The sequence below is a fragment of the Streptomyces sp. NPDC030893 genome, assembly GCF_055571535.1.
This window is the reverse complement of record NZ_JBVIFC010000005.1, coordinates 122,643-142,563: the sequence shown is the minus strand read 5'-3', so window position 1 is coordinate 142,563 and position 19,921 is coordinate 122,643. Positions and strand designations below refer to the sequence as shown.

The window sequence follows — 19,921 nt, the reverse complement described above, 5'->3', positions numbered from 1 at the left end:
GCGCGGGTGTGCCGCCGGGGTGGTTCAGGGGGCCGGCCGGGTGAGGTCGCCGGGGCCGGGTGTGGCCGGGGTGGCGTGGCCCGACAGGGCGAGGGTCAGGTCGAGTTCGGCGAGCAGACAGCGGATGACGTGCTCCACGCCCGCCTGGCCGTCGAGGGCCAGCCCGTAGACGTAGGGGCGACCCAGCAGGACCGCCCGGGCGCCGAGGGCGAGCGCCTTGAAGACGTCGTCGCCGGTGCGCACCCCGCTGTCGAACAGCACGGTGAGCCGGTCGCCGACGGCCGCGACCACGCCGGGCAGCGCGTCCGCCGCGGCGAGTGCCCCGGCCACCTGACGGCCCCCGTGGTTGGACACCACCACACCGTCCATCCCGGCGTCGGCGGCGAGCCGGGCGTCGTCGGGGTGGAGCACGCCCTTCAGCACGATCGGGCCGTCCCAGTTCTCCCGCAGGAACGCCAGGTCCGGCCAGGACTTGGCGGGGTCGGCGAACATGCCCACGAAGTGCATCACCGCCGCGTCGGGGTCCTCGTGCACCGGCTTGGCCAGACCCGCCCGGAACGCCGGGTCCGAGAAGTAGTTGGCGGTGCCCACCCCGTGCAGGAACGGCAGATACGCCCGGTCCAGGTCGCGCGGGCGCCAGGACAGCAGGGGAGTGTCCAGCGTGACGACGAGCGCCGTGTACCCCGCCGCCTTCGCCCGGTTCAGGAAGCTCCGGGCCACCTCTACGTCCTTCGGCCAGTACAGCTGGAACCAGCGCTCCGCCTCGCCCATCGCCTCCGCGACCTGCTCCATCGGCGTGCTGGACGCGGAGGACAGGACGAACGGCACACCCTGCGCGGCGGCGGCCCGGGCGGCCGCGGACTCCCCCTCCGGGTGCATGATCGACAGCACGCCGACCGGCGCCAGCGCCAGCGGTGCCGGCAGGGAACGGCCCAGCACCTCCACCGACAGATCACGCCCGGACACGTCCCGCAGCATCCGCGGCACGATCCGGTGGCGGTCGAGCGCGGCCCGGTTGGCCCGGGCGGTGCTGCCGTCCCCCGCGCTGCCGGCGACGTACCCGACCGGCCCCGGTCCCAGCCGCTGCTCGGTCAGCTCCTCCAGCCGGGTCAGGTCGGTGGGCAGCCGGGGCACGGCACCGGCCATCCCGTTCAGGTAGATCTCGTACTGGAAGTCGGCCCAGTGCTTCGCCATCCGTCCCGCCCTGTCTCCTCGAGCCGTGTCGTCCCGACGCATACTGGCCGGTATGCGCCGGGTGAGTCCAGGGCGGGGCTGTGGGGAGTTCAGCGGTGGCCGGCGGCCTCGTGCAGGACCCGGGCCAGCTCCCGTGGGCGGGAGAACATCGGCCAGTGCCCGGTGTCCATCGTCACCAGCTCCCAGCGGCCGCTCCCCAGCGGCTCCGCCGCGGCGGGCGGCGGCTCGTCGCCGTCCAGCAGGCACTTGACGTACGTCGCCGGCAGCTCCCCGAGCGGCCGTTCCAGGACGGCCGGTTCGGTCAGCGTGGCTCCGGGATGCGGGGTCGATCCGCCGACGAGGCGCGCGATCTGTTCGTCCGTCAGCCCCTGGCCCGCGAAGTCCCCCGCCGCCGGGGGCGGCCACCAGCCGCCGTTGTCCTCGATCGCCCGCCGGACGTGGTCACTGGGCCAGCCCGCGAGGAACGACTCCCCGTCGACCGGCACATGGGCGTCGACGAACACCACCCTCCGCAGCCGGTCCCCGATCAGCCCGGCCGCCTGCCCGACCGGCGTCCCCGCGTAGCTGTGCCCGACGAGGACCACGTCGCGCAGACCGAGGCGCTCCACCTCCGCCACGATGTCCCGCACATGGGTCCGCCGCCCCGCCGGCACGCCCTGCTTCCCGGCGAGGCCGGACAGCGTCAGAGCGTGCGCTTCCCGCCCGGTGGCGCGCAGTTCGTCCGCCACCTCGTCCCACGCCCACGCCCCGAGCCAGGCACCGGCCACCAACACGAATGAGGTCATGCCCGCACCGTAACGAAGGCCACTGACAACGCCACGACGCCCTGAACGCAGGATGTCGGCGAAGGGCCGGCCGGCAGGGGAATCGGAATGTTTCAGGCCGATTAAGCAGCAGCGGGTATTCGGCCATCTGGCCACTTCGCATATGCGTCGGCCGCCCGGTTGCCGGGTCGAGCCCTTCGCGTACTGTCACTTCGCGCCACTGTTTCAACACGCAATGTTACCTGAATCCGCACATCCGACGTGAGTTTCCGCCGCCGACTCGGCAGACTCCGGCACGCCGGTCCGGCACCACCGAGCACGGGCCGGCGACCCGACGAAACGAAGCGGAAGGATGCACACGATGCGGAACACCGCGCGCTGGGCCACCGTCCTCGGCCTCACGGCCGCAGCCGTCTGCGCACCCCTGCCCGGGGTCGCGCTGGCCGCTCAGGGAGATGCCCCGTCCGCGCTCTACGCCCCCTCGGCCCTGGTACTCACCGTGGGCCACGGCGACAGCGCGGCGACCGTCACGCCGGAACGCGCGGTCACCCTGACCTGCGCCCCCGGCCCCTCGGGCACCCACCCGGCCGCGGCCTCGGCCTGCGCGGACCTGAACGGCGTCGGCGGCGACCTCGACGCGCTGACGATGCGGGACGGCGTCTTCTGCACCCAGCAGTACGACCCGGTGCTCGTCACCGTCGACGGGGTGTGGCAGGGACAGCGCGTCTCCTACGAGCGGATCTTCTCCAACGCGTGCGTGATGAACGCTCACGGTTCGAGCGTCTTCGCGTTCTAGGACCGGGATCGCACGGTTCCCGTGACCGCGCGGCGGCCCGCAGATTTGGGGAGTGCGAGCCCCCACGCGGAACGTGCGATCTCGCGGAAGGAGGCCGGCGGGCGGAGTGGGGCCGCCCGCCGGCCTCCGGGCTTCTCACGGACCGGGCGCACGCCCGCCCGGTCGCCCGGGCCGGGTCACGCCCGGTCGCGGTGGCTGGTGTCGCACCAGGGATACCGGCGGCTGCGACGGCAGGTGCACAGGGCCACCCGGAAGCGGTCGGAGGACACGACCGTGCCGTCCTCCAGCTCCACCTCCACCGGGCCTTCCAGCAGCAGAGGCCCCTTGCGCTGCACGGTGACGCGCCGCGGGGCGTCAGACGGGGAGTTCGGCACGGACCACCACCAGCTCTTCCTCGTTCTCCGCGGGGGACAGCAGCCCCCGCTCCCGCAGCCACCGCTCCCGCTCCCGCAGCACCGGGCCGAGGGCGATCCGCCGGCGCCGCGTCACCGCGGCCTTCAGTCCGGCCGTCCGCAACAGGCCGAGGGTCACCTCGGGGCCGCTGAGCGCGGACTGCACCAGCAGCAGCACACCGCCCGGCCGCAGCAGCCGCGGGACCTGTCCGCAGATCCGGTCCAGGACGAGCCGCCCGTCGCCGCCCGCGTCCCAGGCCCGTGCCGCGCCACGCGGCACCCCCCGGCCGCCCGGTGCCGGTACATACGGGGGATTGGCGAGGACCAGGTCGAAGGACCGTCCCCGCACCGGAGCGAACAGGTTGCCGTGCCGGACCCGGACGGGCACACCCGCCCGCAACGCGTTCATCCGCGTCGCGCACACCGCCCGCCACGACACGTCGACGGCGGTGACGCGGGTGCCGAGACGTGCGGCGGTCACGGCCAGCGCGCCGGACCCGCATCCCACGTCGAGCACGTCGGCGCCCGGTGCCAGCGGCTCCTCGAGCAGGGCGCCGGTCAGCAGTTCGGTGTCCTCTTGAGGGGCGTACACGCCCGGTGGTACGAGTGATTTCACAGCCCGCCGAGTACCCCCGCGCTCACGAGGTATGGGCGGACATCCGGTCCAGGGGCTCGCGCAGGGCCGAGCGGCCCGCCCGCCAGCAGGCCAGCAGCCGGTCGCCGAGCAGGTCCTCGGTGAACACCGTGGCGTCCACACCGAAGGCGATGTCCGGGGCGAGCCGCGGCTCGTCCTCCAGCAGTCCGCCGATGACGTCGTGGCGCACCACCTGCTCGTGCACCGCGTCCGCCTCCACGTGCTCGTCGTAGAAGTGCTCGGCGGCGGGCCCCGCGCCCGTGCGCCGCATCGCCTCCGCGAGCCGCCGGGAGCCGGGCGAGGAGGTGATCTCTACCGTGGCGAAGTGGCCCACCAGAGCGCCCCTGAGGGAGCGGTGCAGACCGAAGAGCGACATGAGGTTCACCGTGACGAGGAGTTCGGCGGGGGCGGCGTCGAGGTAGCGGCCGTACGTGGTGTCCAGACCGAGGTCGGTCATCAGATCGGCGAACAGCCGGGCGTGCACACGGTCGGCGCGGCCGCCGCCGAACTCGTCGAACTCCACGGCCGCCATCGCCGCCTTGGCCCGCCCCCGCAGCCGGGGCAGCACCCACGCGTGCGGATCGGCCTCCTTGAGGTGGTACAGCGACCGCAGGGCGGCGTACTCGCGCAGGTGCCACAGCTCGCCCTTGTCGCGCAGGAAATGACTGACGCCGGTGCCGTCGACCGGCTCGACCAGGATCCCGGCGAGCGCGTCGTCGACGCCGTCGTGCCGCCGGGCGTCCGCGCGGAGCGCGCCGAGGAAGCGCCGCTCCAGGGCGGCCCGGGTGCGCAGCAGCTCCGGGTCCCATTCCAGGCCGGGGTCGACGCCCGCGAACCCGCGGTAGTGCAGCTCGTAGCAGAGGTAGAGGGCGAGCTGGAGGTCGTCGCCGTACACGGGGGCCGCCTCGACGTCCTCGGTGGACGGCAGCGGACCGGTGCCGCGCAGACGGTCCTGTACGGCGCCGCTCACCGGGCCGCGCGGGGCGGGCAGCAGTGGTTCGTCTCGGGGGTCTTCCATGGACCCCGGGTACCCGGACGGCGCACCGGAACCCCTGCCCGTGTGACAGGGCACCGCGCACGGGGTACCCCATGGCAGCATGAAGGCACTAGTGATCAACTGCACCCTCAAGAAGTCACCCGACACGTCCAACACCGAGGCGCTGTTCCGGACCGTCACCGAGCAGCTGGAGAAGGACGGCGTGCAGGTGGACGTCGTCCGCGCGGTCGACCTGGACATCGCCCCGGGCGTGGTCAGCGAGGCCGTGCACGAGGGCGACGACTGGCCGGACGTGCACGAGAGGATCCTCGCGGCACGGATCCTGGTCATCGCCACCCCGACCTGGCTCGGCCAGCCGTCGTCGGTCAGCAAGCGCGTCCTGGAACGCATGGACGCGATGATGGCCGAGACCGACGACGACGGCCGCCCGGTCGCCTACAACCGGGTCGCCGGAGTCGTCGTCACCGGCAACGAGGACGGCGCCCACCACGTCATCAGCGAGATCACCGGCGGACTGCAGGACATCGGCTACACCATCCCCGGCCAGGCGTGGACCTACTGGAACCAGGGCCCCGGCCCCGGACCGAGCTTCCTGGAGGGCGGGAGCGGCCACGACTGGTCCCGCAAGACGGGCCGGGCCATGGCGGCCAACCTGCTGGGCGTGGCCCGGGCCCTGGAGGCCCACCCGCTCGGCCCGCCCCCGCAGTAGGAGGCACCGGGGCCGCTCCGCTACTCGCCCCGGGACTGCTCCTGCGCCTCCGTGTTGGGCGTGATCGCCTCGCCCTCCCCGCTGCGGCGCCTGCGGCTCCCGGGGGAACCGGTGGTGCGGCGCGCGGCCTCCTCCGCCTCGTGCAGCAGCTCCTCGACGGCCGTCTCGGGCTTGTCCTGGTCGTCCCGCTCGGACACGGGGGTCTCCTCTCGTCGTACGTCTCGGTCAGGCGCGCGCGGTCGCGATGCGCAGGGGTACGGGCTCGGCGGCCGCCTCCTTCTCGTAGAGGCGGGTGATCTCCGCCCACCAGGACGGACCGTCCTCGAGGTGCCGCAGCAGCACCCCCTCACGCAGCGCCCACGGACAGATCGTCACCGTGCGCAGCCCGGTCAGCTTCATCGCCGTGTGCGCCACGACCGCCCCGGCCAGGCTCTGCACGGAGCGGGGCGCGGAGATGCCGGGCAGCCGGGCGCGGTCGACGGCGGGCAGGACGGCCAGCCGGTCGATCGCCCCGCGCAGATCGGTGCTGGACAGCTCCCGCTCCACGAACGGCCCGTGCCGCCCGGGAGCGGCCCCGCACAGCCGCCCCAGCTGCTGGAAGGTCCGGGAGGTGGCGACCGCCGTACGGGGCCCCTCCCAGCGGACCCGGGCCGCCACGTCACGCAGCTGGTGGCGCACCCGCCGGCGCAGCGCCCGCACCCGCTCCGGGCCGGGCGGGTCCTCGTCCGCGAAGTACTCGTGCGTCAGCCGGGCCGCGCCCAGCGGCAGCGAGGCCGCGAAGTCGGGCAGCCGACCCCGCCCGAAGGCGACCTCCAGCGAGCCTCCACCGATGTCCAGCAGCGCCAGCGGCCCGCACCGCCAGCCCATCCAGCGGCGCGCCGCGAGGAAGGTGAGCTCCGCCTCGACCTCGCCGGGAAGGGTGCACAGCTCGACACCCGTCCGCTCCCGGACCGTGCGCAGCACCTCCAGCCGGTTCGGGGCGCCGCGCACCACGGCCGTCGCGAACGCCAGCGGCCCGGCCGCCCCCCACCGCGCGGCGGCCCGGTCCGCGGCAGCCACGGCGTCCACCAGGTCCTCCACCGCCTGCTCCGGCACCGGTCCGCCCGGGGTGACCTGCTCGGACAGCCTGAGCCGCCACTTGGACGTGTGCACCGGAAGCGGCGCACCGCCCTCCGTGTCCGACACGACGAGTCTGACGGTCTTCGATCCCACATCCACCACGCTGGTCCGCATGGCCCGTGGGTACCCACTTACGGCGCGGATCAACGGCCCCGCCGCTGTGTACGGCGCGGACGGGCCACCGCGGGCGGGGTTTCAGGCCAGCTGGCGCCGCACCAGCTCGTGCAGCCGGCCACCGGTGTCGGCGAGCAGCCGGCCGGGCGGCCCCTGCTGGACCACCTTGCCGCCCTCCATCACCACCACCCGGTCCGCGTCCAGGACCGTCGACAGCCGGTGCGCGATGACGATCCGGGTCGCCTCCAGGGCCTTGGTGCTCTCGATCACCGTGCGCTGCGTCTCGTTGTCCAGGGCGCTGGTCGCCTCGTCGAAGAAGAGGATCCGCGGCCGGCGGATCAGCGCCCGGGCGATCATCAGCCGCTGTCGCTGACCGCCGGAGACCGCGCCGCCGCCGGACACGATGGTGTGCAGCCCCATCGGCATCCGCCGGATGTCCTCGCCGAGCCCCGCCAGCTCCGCCGCCGCCATCACCTCCTGCGGCGTGTACGGCTCGGTCCCGCGGATCACGTCCAGAACGGACCCGGTGAACGGCTGGGCGTGCTGGAGCACCACACCGCACTGCCGGCGCACCGCCGACCGGTCCAGCGCGGCCAGATCCTGGCCGTCGTAGAGCACACTGCCGGACACCGGCCGGTCGAAGCCGATCAGCAGCCGCAGCAGGGTGGACTTGCCGCAGCCGCTCGGGCCGACCACCGCCACGAACTCGCCCGGCCGCGCCTCGAACGACACGTCGTCCAGGACCAGCGGCCCGTCGTCGGAGTACCGGAAGGACAGCCGTCGCGCCTCGATCGCCCCGGTGAGCGGGCCCGGCCGGGTGCTCGCCGCCCGCACCTCAGGAGTGGCGTCGAGCACCGGCTTGATCTGCTCGAACAGCGGCAGCGCGGCGACCATGGAGACGAACGCGCCGGTCAGCTGGGTGACCGAGGTCAGCATCATCGTCACCGACGTGTTGAAGGTGAGGAACTCCGCCGCCGTCATCGAGCCGCGCGCCGGTCCGGCCAGCAGCATGAACATCGCCAGCGTGACCAGCGGCAGGTACACCGCGCCCAGCACCGCCGTCAGGTTCCTGATCCGGCCGGCCCGCTGCTGGAGCTCACGGCTGCGGGCGAACTCCGACGCCCACGCGGCGTACGCGTAGTTCTCCGCCGCCGCCACCCGAAGCTTCGGCAGGCCGCGCAGGGTCTGGAACGCCTGGTTGTTCAGCTTGTTGGTGAGGACCACCAGCCGCCGCTGCCAGCGCACCTGCCACAGCCCGAGCCCCAGGAACACACCCGCGACGACGACCAGCAGCCCGATCGCGGCCAGCGCCATCGGCACGCTGAACCACAGCAGCAGCCCGAGGTTCACCGCCCCCACGGTGACCGACTGCGCCACCGTCGGGCCGACCCCGGCCAGCAGCCGGCGGATGGCGCTGATGCCCATGGCCGCGCTCGCCAGCTCACCGGTGGACCGCTGGGTGAAGAACCGGGTGGGCAGCCGCAGCAGCCTGTCCCACACGGCCGGCTGGAGCGTGGCCTCCACCCGGCCCTCCAGCCGCAGCAGGGTGAGGTTCTGCAGCAGCATGAAGGCGGCGGCCACCACACTGCCGATGATCACCGCGAGACACACCTGCGCGATCGGTTCCGTCCGCGCCGTCGGCACGAACTCGCCGAGCACCTTGCCGGTCGCGAGCGGCACCAGGGCCCCGATCGCCACGGTGACCAGACCGCTCAGCAGCAGTCCCGTCAGATCACCGCGCGTCCCGGTCATGCAGAACCGCAGCAGCCGCAGCGGGCTCAGCCGCCGCTCGGGCAGCGGACGGTAGAACATCACCGCGCGGGGCTCGAACTCCCCGGCGTTCGCCTTCTCCACCGGGGTCTGCCTGCCGGTCGCGGGATGCACCGCCACATAGCCGCCGCGCCGCCACAGCAGCGCCACCGGAGCCCCCGACAGCGCCCGGTGCCCCACCAGCGGACCGACGTCGTCCCGCCACCAGCGGCCGTCCAGCCGTACGACACGGGTGCGCACCCGGGACGCCAGGGCGATCCGCTCGACCGGATCGAGCCGGTCCCCGCCGGTGCCGGACCGCGCGGGCGGGGCGAGCGGGATGCCGGCGGCCCGGGCCACCAGCTCGCAGGCCGCGTACGTGGCGTCCGCGTCGGCCGCCGTCGTGCGCCGTCCGGACCGCTCGCCGATCGCGGCGAGCAGCGTCCGGTCGGCCTGGGCCCGCACCGCCTCGCCGGCCCTGATGCCCTCGGCGGTCCGGGTCTCATGGGTCTGCTCCAGCTGCTCGATCCACCGGTCGAGTGTGGTCATCAGCCGGTACTGCTGGTCGACCATGCTCTGCCACAGCGCCGGATCCATCAGCAGGTCGGCCGCCGCCTCCGCCCCGTACAGCGAGCCGTACCGCACGCTGCCCGGCGGGACCCGCATCCAGAACACGTCGTCGTCGGTGGGCGCCGCGGCCCGCTCCGTCGCCATCGGTGCCTGGAACAGCACCGACAGACTCCGCCCCACGCCCAGGGCGAGGGCGTACTCCAGCGGGCTCGTCGCCGGCGGCACGTACCGCGGATCGCCGTACGCGTCGCAGGACCAGGTGTGCGTGCTCGCGGGCTGGTACAGCTCCCGCAGCCCGATGCGGTGCACCACGCAGTCCCGCAGCGGACGGGCCACCAGCGTGTGCGCCGGACCGGCCACCGGGCCCAGCACCAGCGAGCCCGCCTCCAGCCGGCCCAGATGGTGCCAGTGACCCTGCTGTGCGGCGTCCACCGCGAACAGGTCCACGGCACCGGACGCGATCAGCCACAGCACCTGCGGCCCCTCCAGGTCCAGCCGGCCGAACCCCGAGCAGTCGACCGGTGTGCCCAGCGACCCGAGCGCGCCCAGGACCAGATCGCCGCCCCGGCCCTCGTGCACGGCTGTCATCTCATCGCTCCCCGACCAGCGCCGCGTACGCGCCGCCGCGCGCCACCAGCTCCTCGTGCCGCCCGCGTTCCACGACCGTGCCGTGGTCCAGGACGACGATCTCGTCGCTGTCGCGCACCGTGCTCAGCCGGTGTGCGATCACCACGCACGCACAGCCGCGCCGGCGCAGGTTGTCCATCACCACCAGCTCGGTCTCGGCGTCCAGCGCGCTGGTCACCTCGTCGAGGACCAGGATGCTCGGCCTGCGCACCAGCGCCCGCGCGATCTCCAGACGCTGGCGCTGGCCGCCGGAGAAGTTCCGGCCGTCCTGCTCGACCGGGCTGTGGATGCCACCCGGCCGGCGCCCGACCACGTCGTACAGCGCGGCGTCCGTCAGCGCCTCCACCACCGCCTCGTCCGGGATCGACGGGTCCCACAGCGCCACGTTGTCGCGCACGCTTCCCTCGAACAGGAACACGTCCTGGTCGACGAAGGAGACGGACGCGGCGAGCGCCCCGCGCGGGATGTCCTCGATGCGCCGCCCGTCGATCCGGATCACGCCCTCCCACGGCGTGTACAGCCCCGAGAGCAGCCGCGACACCGTGGACTTGCCGCTGCCGGAGCCGCCCACCAGCGCCACCTGCTGCCCCGGTCCGACGGTCAGGTCGAACCCGGTCAGCAGCGGCTCGTCCAGCGGGTTGTAGCCGAAGGTGAGGTTCCGCAGTTCGACGTGCCCGTGCAGCCGGCGCGTCGATTCCCCCGCGCCGGGACGGCCGTGGAGCGGGTCCGCGCGGAAGTTCTCCACGTCCTTCAGCCGGGCCACGTCCGCCGCGAAGTCCTGGATGCGGCCCGCGACGCCGTTGAGCCGGGTCAGCGGGGCGGTGAACCGGGCGACCAGCGCCTGGAAGGCCACCAGCAGACCGACCGAGACATGTCCCTCGACCGCCCGCAGGCCCCCGATCCACAGGATCAGCGCGCTGTTGAGCGTGGCGAGCGTCGGCGCCACGATGCCGAGCCAGGCCGTCGGCACGCCGAGCCGCTGCTGTTCCTCCAGCGTCGTGGCGTGCTGCCCGGCCCACGTGCGGAAGTAGCCGTCCTCCCCGCCGGTCGCCTTCATCGTCTCGATCAGCTGCAGACCGGTGTACGCCGTGTTCGTGAGCCGCGCCGTGTCCGCCCGCAGCTTCGCCGTACGGGTCGCGCGCAGCCGGATCACGACCCGCATCGCCACGATGTTCAGCAGCGCCACCCCGACGCCCACGAACGTCAGCTGCGGGTCGTAGGTGTACAGCAGCACCGCGTACAGCACGACCACCAGCGCGTCCACGCCGGCCGCCGACAGATCGCGGGCCAGCGTCTCGGCGACCGCGTCGTTGGACTGCAGCCGCTGCACCAGGTCGGCCGGGCCGCGCTGGGCGAAGAACGTCACCGGCAGCCGCAGCAGATGGCGCAGGAAACGGGCGCTGGGCAGGGTGGAGGAGATCAGCCGGCCGCGCAGCAGATTGCCCTGCTGGAGCCAGGTCAGCACGAGGGTGAGCAGCACACAGGCGCCCATCGACGGGAACAGCACGTCCAGCGTCGACGTCCGGCCGCCGATCAGGAACTCGTCGATGAAGGCGCGGCTGAGCCCGGGCACCGCCGCGCCCACCGCCACCAGCAGCAGACTCGACAGCACCACCGCGGGCATGGTGCCCGCGGTGCCGCGCAGCCGGGCCGGCAACGCACCGAGCACGCCCGGCTTGCGGCCGCCCCGGGTGAAGCCCTCGCCGGGCTCCATCACCAGCACGACCCCGGTGAAGCCGCCGTCGAACTCCTCGAAGGGCACGAACCGCCGCCCCTTGCCGGGGTCGTTGAGGTACACGCCGCGGCGGCCGAACCGGCGCCCCATGCCGTCGTAGACGACGTAGTGGTTGAACTCCCAGAACAGGACGGCCGGTGCCGGCACCCCGGCCAGGGCGGCCAGGTCCATCTGCATGCCCTTGGCGGTCAGCCCGTAACCGCGCGCCGCCTTCAGCAGGTTGCTCGCGCGCGAGCCGTCCCGGGAGACACCGCAGGCGATGCGCAGCTCCTCCAGCGGGACATGGCGGCCGTAGTGGCCGAGCACCATCGCGAGCGAGGCGGCGCCGCACTCCACGGCCTCCATCTGGAGCACGGTGGGTGTGCGGACGGTCTTCGCGCGGGACGCGGGCACCGTGCGCTTCGGCGGGGCGGCCCGGCGCCTGCCGCGGGTCTCCCGGGCGGTGCTCACGGCAGCAGCCAGTCGACGGGCCGCCGGTCGGTCAGCCGGACCGAAGCCGTGGCCGGGGTCATCGAGGCCGGTTCGAAGGGTGGACCGTCCGCGGTGGACCACTCGTAACCGCTCCGCGTGGTGGACGACTTCCTCAGCTCGACCGTCACCGCCACCGGCCTGCCCTCCTTGGTGAACTGTTCGCCGAGCCGGCCGTCCCCGAGGAACGCGGCGATCTGCTGGGCCGACTGGGGCGCGCGGTCCACCGACGTCACCTCGCCGCGCAGCACGCCGTACTCCTGGCTCGGCACCGACTGCACGGTGAGGTCCACGGAGGCGTGGGCGGGAATGCCGGCGGCGCTCTCGGCCGGAACGTAGACGGTCGCCCGGAGCGGAGCCCCGGCGCGCGCCACCTTCTCCACGACGGCGACGTTCGCGCCGGTGGAGACGATCTGCCCGACGCCGGCGGCGAGCGCGGTGATCCGGCCCGCGTCGAGCGTGCGGACCACCTCGTCACCCTGCTCGGTGCGCACCTTCAGGACGGGGGAGCCGGCGGCCAGCCGCTCGCCCTCCCGCGCGAGGACGGCGGTGACCTGGCCCGCGACCGGACTCTGCAGCACGTAACTGCCCTGTCCGTACGTCAGGACGGCGGGTCCGCCGACCGTGGCGGACACCGATCCGGTCACCGCCCACACCGCGGCGGCCGCCGTCGCGATCACCGTCACGGCCAGCACCAGCCAGCCCTGCGGCCGGGCGAAGCGCACGGGGAGATCGAGCTCCTCGGGGGACTGGAGCTTGGCGAGGGCCTGTTGGCGGAACTGCACGCGTCTTCCCTCACCTGGACGAACTGTGCGTGGAAACGGGGGAGTTCACGCATCACGGAGTCCCGGAGCCGGGGGGCGGCTCCGGGACTCGGTGACGCGGGAGCGCGATCAGAGACCGGCGACCAGGTTCGCGACCGGGGCCGTGTTCAGGCCGGTGGCACCCTCGACGGTGCCGACGGCCGTGTCGACCAGGCCGGAGACCGGGGCGATGCCGTCCACCGCGCCCGTGAGGGTGTTCACGGCGTTCACGGACAGGCCGCCGGAGACGTTGTCGAGGTCGGCGTCGGAGATCTCGACGGTCTCGACCTGGGGGGTGGAGTTCATGATGGAACTTCCCTTCGTATGGGGTTTCACAAGGGGGAGCGGCCCCCTCCGGGGACGGGCGAAGGCCGCGGACCGCGGGCGCCGAACGCCCGTAGCCGGGAGTCCGAAGCGGCCCTGCGGTGCGATGGATCAAAGCACGCCGCGGGCGCGGGCTTCCAATCAACCAAACGTCCCACCAGGCCATGTGCCGCCGGCGGGCGTTCAAGCGTGCAGACGGGGGCACGGCTCGGCGGCGACTTCTTCACATGGCTCACGGCATCGGCTCATCGCGCCCCTTGCGTCCCCGCGGCCGGATTCCGGCACACCGGTCCCAAAGCCGTGACCCGGCCGGCCGGCGTGCGGAGGGACACCGGCTCCGGTGACCTCCCCGGGCATTCGCTGTGCAGATTCGCCGAAGCCGCCCTTCCGCTCCCGGACGGTGACGCGACGTGCGCGTCGTGTGGCGCACCGTGAAGTCCCGGCGGGATTGAACGCGTTCCGCGCCCCGTGCGTACCAACAGCCATCCAGGCGCCCCCAACTGCCGCACCGCGGCCCGACTCCGGTCCCCCCAGGAGGTCGAGTAGTTTGAGTCACAAGCGAATTCCGAAGCGCAAGGCCGCGATAGCGGTGGGCGGTGTGGTGGCGCTCGGAGCCGCCGCGATCCTGCTCCCCAACGCCAACGCGTCGCAGGACGGCGCGTCGGACGACGCGGCTGCGGCGCCCAGGACCCTGAAGGCGGGCGACGCCTCGGATCTCGCCTCACAGCTCGCCGGGCTCCTCGGCGACGCCTTCGCCGGCTCCTACTACGACGGCGACAACAAGCAACTCGTCGTCAACGTCGTACCGGGCGACAACAACAACGTGATCGTGCAGGCCAAGAAGGCGGGCGCGGCCGTCCGCGAGGTCGACAACAGCATGACCGAGCTGGAGGCCGGGGCGCGGACGCTGAAGTCGCAGGCGACCATCCCCGGCACCTCGTGGGCCGTGGACCCGCGCACCAACAAGATCCTCGTCACCGCGGACAGCACGGTGACCGGGGACAAGTGGGACCGGCTGGAGTCCACCGTCGAGAGCCTCGGCTCCGGCATGGCGACCATCAAGAAGTCCGCGGGCACCTTCAGGACGTTCGTGTCCGGCGGCGACGCCATCTTCTCCGGCGGTGCGCGCTGCTCGCTCGGCTTCAACGTCACCGCAGGCGACGGCGCCCCGGCGTTCCTGACGGCCGGTCACTGCGCCGCAGGGGGCGACCAGTGGTCCGACCAGCAGGGCGGGCAGCCGATCGCCACGGTCGACCAGGCGGTCTTCCCGGGCGAGGGCGACTTCGCGCTGGTCAAGTACGACGACCCGGCCACCCGGGCGCCCAGTGACGTCAACGTCGGCAACCAGACGGTGCCCATCGTTCAGGCGGCGGAGGCCACGGTCGGGCAGGAGGTGTTCCGGATGGGCAGCACCACCGGGCTCGCCGACGGCCAGGTGCTCGGTCTGAACGCCACGGTCAACTACCCGGAGGGCACGGTCACCGGTCTGATCCAGACCGACGTCTGTGCCGAGCCCGGTGACAGCGGCGGCTCGATGTTCACCCGGGACGGCCTCGCCATCGGCCTGACCTCGGGCGGCAGCGGCGACTGCACCTCCGGCGGCGAGACGTTCTTCCAGCCGGTCACCACGGCCCTGGCGGCGGTCGGCGCGACCCTCGGCGCGGACGGCGGCGCGGGCGCCGGAGGCCAGGCGGGCGGCGAGCAGGCGGGCGGCGAGCAGGCCGGCGCCGGTGGGGAGGCCGGTGAGGAGGCCGGTGCGGGCGCCGGTGACGCGGCGGACCAGGGCGCCCAGGACGGCTCCGGTCTGACCGAGACCCACTGACGTATCCTCGCCCCAGCGCGGACCCGGCCCCGGCCCGCCACGTCGGTGGCGGGCCGGGGCCTGCCACGCCGTCGGGTGTGTTCCCCGTGCCGCCCCGGCTCCCGAGCACCTTCCCGCCCCCGCCGCCCCTTCCCTTCCCGTCCCCGGGGGCTCTGCCCCCGGACCCCGTTCGCGCCCGCGCGGCGAGCCGCATATCGGTACAGCCCCACGCCCCGAGGTCAGCCGGGCACGGCCCTCAGCAGCAGCACCGCCACGTCGTCCAGCCTGCTCTCCGCGTCCGCTCCGTGCTGGACCAGCGCGTCGGCCAGGTCGTCCAGGGGCAGGTCGCCGAGGTCGGTGAGACGCCGGCCCAGCTCGGCCAGGGCCTCCTCGAAGTCCGTACCCGGGGACTCCACCAGGCCGTCGGTGTACAGAACGAGCAGCGACCCGGGGGAGAGGTTCACCTCGGTCGACGGGTAGGCCGCCGAACCGTCGATCCCCAGCAGCGGCCCACCGGCCAGGTCGAGGACCCGCACCCGCCCGTCCGGCCTGCGCAGCAGCGGCGGCGGATGACCCGCGCGGGACATCACGGCCCGCCCGCGCGCCGGATCGAGCCGCAGATACAGACAGCTCGCGAAGAGCTCCGAACCCAGGTCCAGCAACAGCCGGTTGGTGCTGCGCATGACCTCCTCGGGAGCCTGCCCGACGGCCGTGTACGCGCGCACGGCGGTACGGACCTGCCCCATCAGCCCGGCCGCCGTCACATTGTGCCCCTGCACGTCCCCGATCACCGCCGCCGCCATGCCCTGCGTCGGCACCAGGTCGTAGAAGTCGCCCCCGATCTCCATGCCCTGAGTCGCCGGCAGATAGCGCGCCGCCGCCTCGATCCCCGCCAGCGGAGGCAGCGTGTGCGGCAGCAGCGCCTCCTGCAGCCCGTGCGCGAGCCGGTGCTTGGCGTCGTAGAGCAGGGCCCGCTCCAGCGCCTGGGCGATCAGCCCGGCCAGACTTGTCAGGACCGCCCGCTCCTCCGTGGCGAAGTGGTGCGCGGACGTGTAGGACAGCACGCACGTCCCCACCGGGCGCCCCGAGGCGATCAGCGGCAGATACGCCCACGCCGAGAACTCGGACAGGTTCGCCACCAGCGCCGGATACATGCGTTCGATCTCCGCGCGGTCCTCGAAGAAGGCGGGCACGCCCGTGCGCAGCACCTGACTGCCGGGAGTCGGCTCCGACAGCGGCATCCCGTCGTACCGCTCCACGACCCGCGGGTCGGGGTAGCCGCGGTGCCCCAGCACGCGCAGCCGGCCCGCCCGGGAACCGAGGACCACCAGCCCCTGGCTGCCCACGGCCGGCGCGATCTCGTCCGCGACCAGCTGCACCACGTCCTGCACGCCGACCGCCTCGGTCAGCGCACCGGCCAGGTTCAGCACCTGGCTGATGGTGACCAGCCGGGTGCCCGTCCGCCCGGGCGGCGGCACCGTGTCGTTCATCTCCGCGACCGCGCGCGCCCGGCTGATCCGCACGCTGAGGCCGGTCGTGCTCGGATACATCCGGAAGGACAGCCACTCGCTGGGCGGGCGCAACGCGACGAAGGACGTGACGTGCTGGCTGAACAGCGCGGCCCGGTAGCGGTCCTCGTACACGGGATCGTTCAGCCACGGCACCGACGCCCACAGGTGGGCGCCGAGCAGCCGGGTGGCCGGGACGTCGAGCAGTTCGGCGGCGGCCGCGTTGGCGAAGCCGACCCGCCCGTGCACATCGAGCGAGCAGAGCCCGTACGGCAGCCGGGACACCATCCGGGCCGCCTCCACCGAGCCGAGCGTGCCGGCCACCCCGCCCACCAGCGGCGCGGCCAGCAGATCCGGCTCGGCCGCCAGCGGCAGACTCCGCTCGGCGGCCCGCTCCAGCCGGACCGCCAGCCGGTCGCAGGCGGCGGTCAGATGATCACGCTCCCAGTCGGACAGCTCCGGCGCATGCGTGCCCGGCCAGGTCACGAACACCGCGCCGTACGCCCGGGTCGCGGTCGCCACCGGCAGCGCGGCCAGCGAGAAGGGGTACGGCAGCACCATGGCGATCCGGGGATAGTGGCGGGCCATCTCCTCTTCGCCGCCCACCCAGACCAGCCGCCGCTCACGCACCGCGTCGGAGACCGGGATCGGCGCGCTCAGCCCCACCCGCTCCCACGGGGCCGCGAAGGCGCGCGGCAGCCCCGCCATCACCGCCATCTCCAGCACCGGATGGTCCGGCGAGAGCAGATACACCGCCCCGGAGTGGGCATGCACCTCGTCCATCATCGAGGCCAGCGTCAGCGACAGCAGCGGACGGCCCACCGGCGTCCGCGCACCCCCGGACGCCCGCGTGGACGACTGCCCCTCGGACACGCCGACCACCTCCTCGCACGGCCGCGCCCCGCGACCCAATCTCCCCCCTGCCGGGCCGTCGCGCACGACGAGCGGCCGGGAGAAGGGGCTGCATGCCGGGGGAGTACGGACCGGAAGCGGCCCGCCGCCGCGGCGCACCTGTCCGGTTACCCCGCGACCGGGGCCCCATGGCCCCGCCGCCGGAACTCCCGCGACGGGAGCGGGGCCCGTCGGCCGCGGAACGCAGGAACGCTCACAGGGGCTGCGCCGGTGCCCCATAAGCGCTGTAATGGCCAACGTGGTCGGTGAGGGCGCTGCGGGACGCAGCACGAGAACGCTGCGTGCGGAAGGCGCCCTCGCGGCGATCGCGGCCGACCCGGAGTCACCCGACCGGCTGCGCCGGATCCTGGAGCAGGCACTCGTCTTCGCCGGCGCCGCGTTCGTCGCCGTGTACACGCCCAGCGCGGACGGCGAGGTGCTCTGTCTGGCGGAGTCCGCCGGGGTGCCGAGGACCCTGTGCGGGGTCCGCGACAGCTACCCCGTCGCGGAGCACTCCCCGGTGGCCGGGGCGTACCGGGGGCGCCCGGTGTGGCTCGGCCCCGAGGACCTCGCCGCGCAGGCCCAGTCGAGGCGGGTGCCCAGCCGCGACTTCCATCTGGCGGCCCTGCCCCTGCGCCGGAGCGGCGGCGGCTCCCTCCTCGCGGTCAGTGAGCGCCCCGGCGGGTTCGACGCCGAGGACCGCGTCAGCCTCGGGCTCGTCGCCGACGCCGTCGCCTTCCCCGCGCCGCCGGCCGCCACCGACGGCGCGGAGCTGCCGCCGGGCGGCTTCAGCCTCGCCATGGACACCGGCCGGGTCCGGGTCGACGACGCCGTCCTGGAGCTGTTCGGCATGGCCCCCGAGGACTTCGACGGACGGGTGGAGACCCTGCTCGGCCTGACCGTCCCGGAGGACCTGCCCTCGCTGATGTCCGTCGTCGAGGCCGACCACATGACGATCGGCGAGCGGGAGCTGGAATTCCGGGTGCTCCAGCCCACCGGGCCGCCCAAGTGGATCCGGCTGCGCGGCCGGCTGCTGCCCGGCGGCGAGGGACGCCCGGCCCGGCTCGTCGGCTCCGTCGCGGACGCCTCCACGCTGCGCTCCGACATCACCGACGTGGCCCGCGTCCAGCGGCTCGCCGCCGCGCTGGCCACCGCGGTCACCGTCCGCGACGTCGGCAAGGCCGTCGTCGCCGCGCTGCGCCGGCCGCTGCGCGCCGACCGGATCGCCCTGGCCGAGCTGGAGAGCGAACGGCTCGTCGTCACCGTCCTCGACCCGCCCGAGCCGGAGGCGTGGCCGGAGCTGTGGCGCGCGGAGTGGCGCACCGAGTGGCCCGAAGCGCCCGTGCGCACCATGCCCACCCTCGCCGCGGCCCTGCGCGAGGGCCGGGCCGCCATCTGGCCGACCGGGTCCCCGCTGGAGACCGCCCTCGCCGAGGTCGGCCCCGGCGGTCTGGCCGTGCTGCCGCTGCCCGCCGGCAACCGCATGGCCGGCGCCTGTCTGATCGGCTGGGACGCCCCGCACGACTTCGGCGCCGACGAACGCGCCCTGCTCACCGCCGCCGCCGGCCTTGCCGGCCAGGCTCTGATGCGGGCCCGCGCCTTCGACGCCGAGCACGAACTGGTCGGCATGCTCCAGCGCCAGCTGCTGCCGCGCCGGCTGCCCCGGCTGCCGGGCGCGGTCGCCGTCGCCCGCTACCTGCCCAGCACCGCCGGCATGGAGCTCGGCGGCGACTGGTACGACGTGATCCCGCTGCCGGACAACCACGTCGCCCTCGTGATCGGCGACGTCCAGGGACACAACGCCGGCGCCGCCACCCTCATGGGCCAGATGCGCACCGCCCTGCGCGCCTACGCCGTCGAGGGACACCCCCCGGACGTGGTGGTCTCCCACGCCAACCGGCTGCTCATGGACATGGAGACCGACCTCTTCGCGACCTGCTGCTATGTCGACGTGGACATGGAGGAGGGCTTCGCCTGGTGCGTACGGGCGGGGCATCTCCCGCCGGTGCTGCGGCACCCGGACGGGCGTACGGAGATCGCGGAGGCCGAGGGCGGCCCGCCGCTCGGAGTGGTCCGGCAGTGCGACTTCCCCATGAGCCCGCTGCGGCTGCAGCCCGGCACGATGGTCGCCCTCACCACGGACGGCCTGGTCGAGTCGCCCGAGACCGACATCGACGAGGGCCTGGCACGCTTCGCCCGGCAGCTGTCCGCGGCCGACCCCGCCCGGCTCGGACCGGTCGCCGACACCCTGCTCGGCAAGGCACCCCGCAGCGACGACGTCGCCCTGCTGCTGATGCGCTACGACGGCATGGCCACGCGCCCGCTGCGGGAGAGCTGGACGGTGTGGCGGGTGCCCCAGGCGGTCGGGCACGCCCGCCGTTTCACCCGGCGCACCCTGCGTTCCTGGGGCGTGACCGAGGACGTCGACGCCGCCCTGCTCGCCGTCTCCGAACTGGTCACCAACGCCCTGGTGCACACCGACGGGCAGGTCCGTCTCGACATCGCCCTGGTGGGAGACCGGCTGCGGCTCGCGGTCGCCGACTCCTCGCCCCGCACGCCCGTGAAGCCGACCAGCATCGGCTGGGAGGCCACCGGCGGCCGGGGCATCCTGCTCGTCGAGGCCGTGTCGGCGGGCTGGGGAACGCTTCCGGTCAGCGGGGGCAAACAGGTGTGGGCCGAGTTCGTCCTGCGCTGACGACCGCACCCCCGCCGCGCCCGGCCGGCCA

Annotated in this window: 16 protein-coding genes; 4 read left to right on the top strand and 12 right to left on the bottom strand. The window is 74.0% G+C overall.

The window, feature by feature from the left end:
* Positions 1-24 precede the first annotated feature (24 nt).
* Both ACZ434_RS12760 and ACZ434_RS12755 read right to left on the bottom strand, forming a co-directional pair.
* Positions 25-1,194 carry a lactate 2-monooxygenase gene (locus ACZ434_RS12760; RefSeq protein ID WP_468454790.1) on the bottom strand — a complete coding sequence of 390 codons (1,170 nt, stop codon included), beginning with the start codon at positions 1,192-1,194 and terminating at the stop codon, positions 25-27.
* 89 nt (positions 1,195-1,283) lie between these two features.
* Complete coding sequence (locus ACZ434_RS12755) at positions 1,284-1,979, bottom strand: alpha/beta fold hydrolase (protein WP_468454788.1); 696 nt, start codon at positions 1,977-1,979, stop codon at positions 1,284-1,286.
* A gap of 340 nt (positions 1,980-2,319) precedes the next feature.
* On the opposite strand from ACZ434_RS12755, the gene ACZ434_RS12750 reads away from it, so the two are divergent.
* Positions 2,320-2,754: a subtilase-type protease inhibitor gene (locus ACZ434_RS12750; RefSeq protein WP_468454786.1), complete on the top strand. Its 435-nt coding sequence runs from the start codon at positions 2,320-2,322 to the stop codon at positions 2,752-2,754.
* A gap of 176 nt (positions 2,755-2,930) precedes the next feature.
* Here the strand turns inward: ACZ434_RS12750 and ACZ434_RS12745 are convergent, their stop codons facing one another.
* Genes ACZ434_RS12745 through ACZ434_RS12735 form a run of 3 tightly spaced genes read right to left on the bottom strand, consistent with a single transcriptional unit; the run spans position 2,931 to position 4,798 of the window.
* The gene (locus ACZ434_RS12745; RefSeq protein ID WP_125501900.1) at positions 2,931-3,128 is read right to left on the bottom strand and encodes a CDGSH iron-sulfur domain-containing protein; all 198 of its coding nucleotides are present in this window, start codon (positions 3,126-3,128) and stop codon (positions 2,931-2,933) included.
* A complete protein-coding gene (locus ACZ434_RS12740; RefSeq protein ID WP_468454783.1) occupies positions 3,109-3,738 on the bottom strand; it encodes a HemK2/MTQ2 family protein methyltransferase in 630 nt (209 codons plus the stop codon). The genes ACZ434_RS12745 and ACZ434_RS12740 overlap by 20 nt, the downstream gene beginning before the upstream one ends.
* A 46-nt stretch (positions 3,739-3,784) precedes the next feature.
* Positions 3,785-4,798 carry an iron-containing redox enzyme family protein gene (locus ACZ434_RS12735; RefSeq protein ID WP_468454781.1) on the bottom strand — a complete coding sequence of 338 codons (1,014 nt, stop codon included), beginning with the start codon at positions 4,796-4,798 and terminating at the stop codon, positions 3,785-3,787.
* Positions 4,799-4,877: 79 nt separating this feature from the next.
* Between ACZ434_RS12735 and ACZ434_RS12730 the strand changes: the two genes are divergently transcribed.
* Positions 4,878-5,486, top strand: coding sequence for a flavodoxin family protein (locus ACZ434_RS12730; RefSeq protein WP_468454779.1), 609 nt, complete (start codon positions 4,878-4,880; stop codon positions 5,484-5,486).
* A 20-nt stretch (positions 5,487-5,506) separates the two neighbouring features.
* Here ACZ434_RS12730 and ACZ434_RS12725 read toward each other — a convergent pair whose 3' ends face one another.
* The 6 genes from ACZ434_RS12725 to ACZ434_RS12700 all read right to left on the bottom strand — a co-directional run bounded on the left by ACZ434_RS12725 (position 5,507) and on the right by ACZ434_RS12700 (position 12,977).
* On the bottom strand, positions 5,507-5,683 hold the full coding sequence (locus ACZ434_RS12725; protein WP_468454777.1) for a hypothetical protein: 177 nt from the start codon (positions 5,681-5,683) through the stop codon (positions 5,507-5,509).
* 28 nt (positions 5,684-5,711) lie between these two features.
* Positions 5,712-6,719 (bottom strand): Ppx/GppA family phosphatase, encoded by a 1,008-nt coding sequence (locus ACZ434_RS12720; protein ID WP_468454775.1) that lies wholly within the window; start codon positions 6,717-6,719, stop codon positions 5,712-5,714.
* Between the two features lie 81 nt (positions 6,720-6,800).
* A complete protein-coding gene (locus tag ACZ434_RS12715; protein ID WP_468454773.1) occupies positions 6,801-9,626 on the bottom strand; it encodes an NHLP bacteriocin export ABC transporter permease/ATPase subunit in 2,826 nt (941 codons plus the stop codon).
* Position 9,627: 1 nt separating this feature from the next.
* Complete coding sequence (locus ACZ434_RS12710; RefSeq protein WP_468454771.1) at positions 9,628-11,850, bottom strand: NHLP family bacteriocin export ABC transporter peptidase/permease/ATPase subunit; 2,223 nt, start codon at positions 11,848-11,850, stop codon at positions 9,628-9,630.
* Positions 11,847-12,653, bottom strand: coding sequence for a hypothetical protein (locus tag ACZ434_RS12705; RefSeq protein ID WP_468454769.1), 807 nt, complete (start codon positions 12,651-12,653; stop codon positions 11,847-11,849). Before ACZ434_RS12705 ends, ACZ434_RS12710 begins: the two co-directional genes overlap by 4 nt.
* Before the next feature lie 108 nt (positions 12,654-12,761).
* Positions 12,762-12,977 carry a type A2 lantipeptide gene (locus tag ACZ434_RS12700; protein WP_468454767.1) on the bottom strand — a complete coding sequence of 72 codons (216 nt, stop codon included), beginning with the start codon at positions 12,975-12,977 and terminating at the stop codon, positions 12,762-12,764.
* Between the two features lie 565 nt (positions 12,978-13,542).
* Here ACZ434_RS12700 and ACZ434_RS12695 point away from each other — a divergent pair.
* On the top strand, positions 13,543-14,817 hold the full coding sequence (locus ACZ434_RS12695; RefSeq protein ID WP_468454765.1) for a S1 family peptidase: 1,275 nt from the start codon (positions 13,543-13,545) through the stop codon (positions 14,815-14,817).
* A 218-nt stretch (positions 14,818-15,035) separates the two neighbouring features.
* On the opposite strand, the gene ACZ434_RS12690 is transcribed toward ACZ434_RS12695, so the two are convergent.
* Positions 15,036-17,177 (bottom strand): PP2C family protein-serine/threonine phosphatase, encoded by a 2,142-nt coding sequence (locus tag ACZ434_RS12690; RefSeq protein ID WP_468454763.1) that lies wholly within the window; start codon positions 17,175-17,177, stop codon positions 15,036-15,038.
* 268 nt (positions 17,178-17,445) lie between these two features.
* Here ACZ434_RS12690 and ACZ434_RS12685 point away from each other — a divergent pair, with 268 nt between their 5' ends.
* Positions 17,446-19,890 carry a SpoIIE family protein phosphatase gene (locus tag ACZ434_RS12685; RefSeq protein ID WP_468454761.1) on the top strand — a complete coding sequence of 815 codons (2,445 nt, stop codon included), beginning with the start codon at positions 17,446-17,448 and terminating at the stop codon, positions 19,888-19,890.
* Positions 19,891-19,921 lie beyond the last annotated feature (31 nt).

Excerpts from the sequence above, each read along its gene's own strand:
- ACZ434_RS12760 (WP_468454790.1), bottom strand. The coding sequence starts at position 1,194 with ATGGCGAAGCACTGGGCCGACTTCCAGTACGAGATCTACCTGAACGGG.
- ACZ434_RS12755 (WP_468454788.1), bottom strand. The coding sequence starts at position 1,979 with ATGACCTCATTCGTGTTGGTGGCCGGTGCCTGGCTCGGGGCGTGGGCG.
- ACZ434_RS12750 (WP_468454786.1), top strand. The coding sequence starts at position 2,320 with ATGCGGAACACCGCGCGCTGGGCCACCGTCCTCGGCCTCACGGCCGCA.
- ACZ434_RS12735 (WP_468454781.1), bottom strand. The coding sequence starts at position 4,798 with ATGGAAGACCCCCGAGACGAACCACTGCTGCCCGCCCCGCGCGGCCCG.
- ACZ434_RS12730 (WP_468454779.1), top strand. The coding sequence starts at position 4,878 with ATGAAGGCACTAGTGATCAACTGCACCCTCAAGAAGTCACCCGACACG.
- ACZ434_RS12720 (WP_468454775.1), bottom strand. The coding sequence starts at position 6,719 with ATGCGGACCAGCGTGGTGGATGTGGGATCGAAGACCGTCAGACTCGTC.
- ACZ434_RS12715 (WP_468454773.1), bottom strand. The coding sequence starts at position 9,626 with ATGACAGCCGTGCACGAGGGCCGGGGCGGCGATCTGGTCCTGGGCGCG.
- ACZ434_RS12700 (WP_468454767.1), bottom strand. The coding sequence starts at position 12,977 with ATGAACTCCACCCCCCAGGTCGAGACCGTCGAGATCTCCGACGCCGAC.
- ACZ434_RS12685 (WP_468454761.1), top strand. The coding sequence starts at position 17,446 with ATGGCCAACGTGGTCGGTGAGGGCGCTGCGGGACGCAGCACGAGAACG.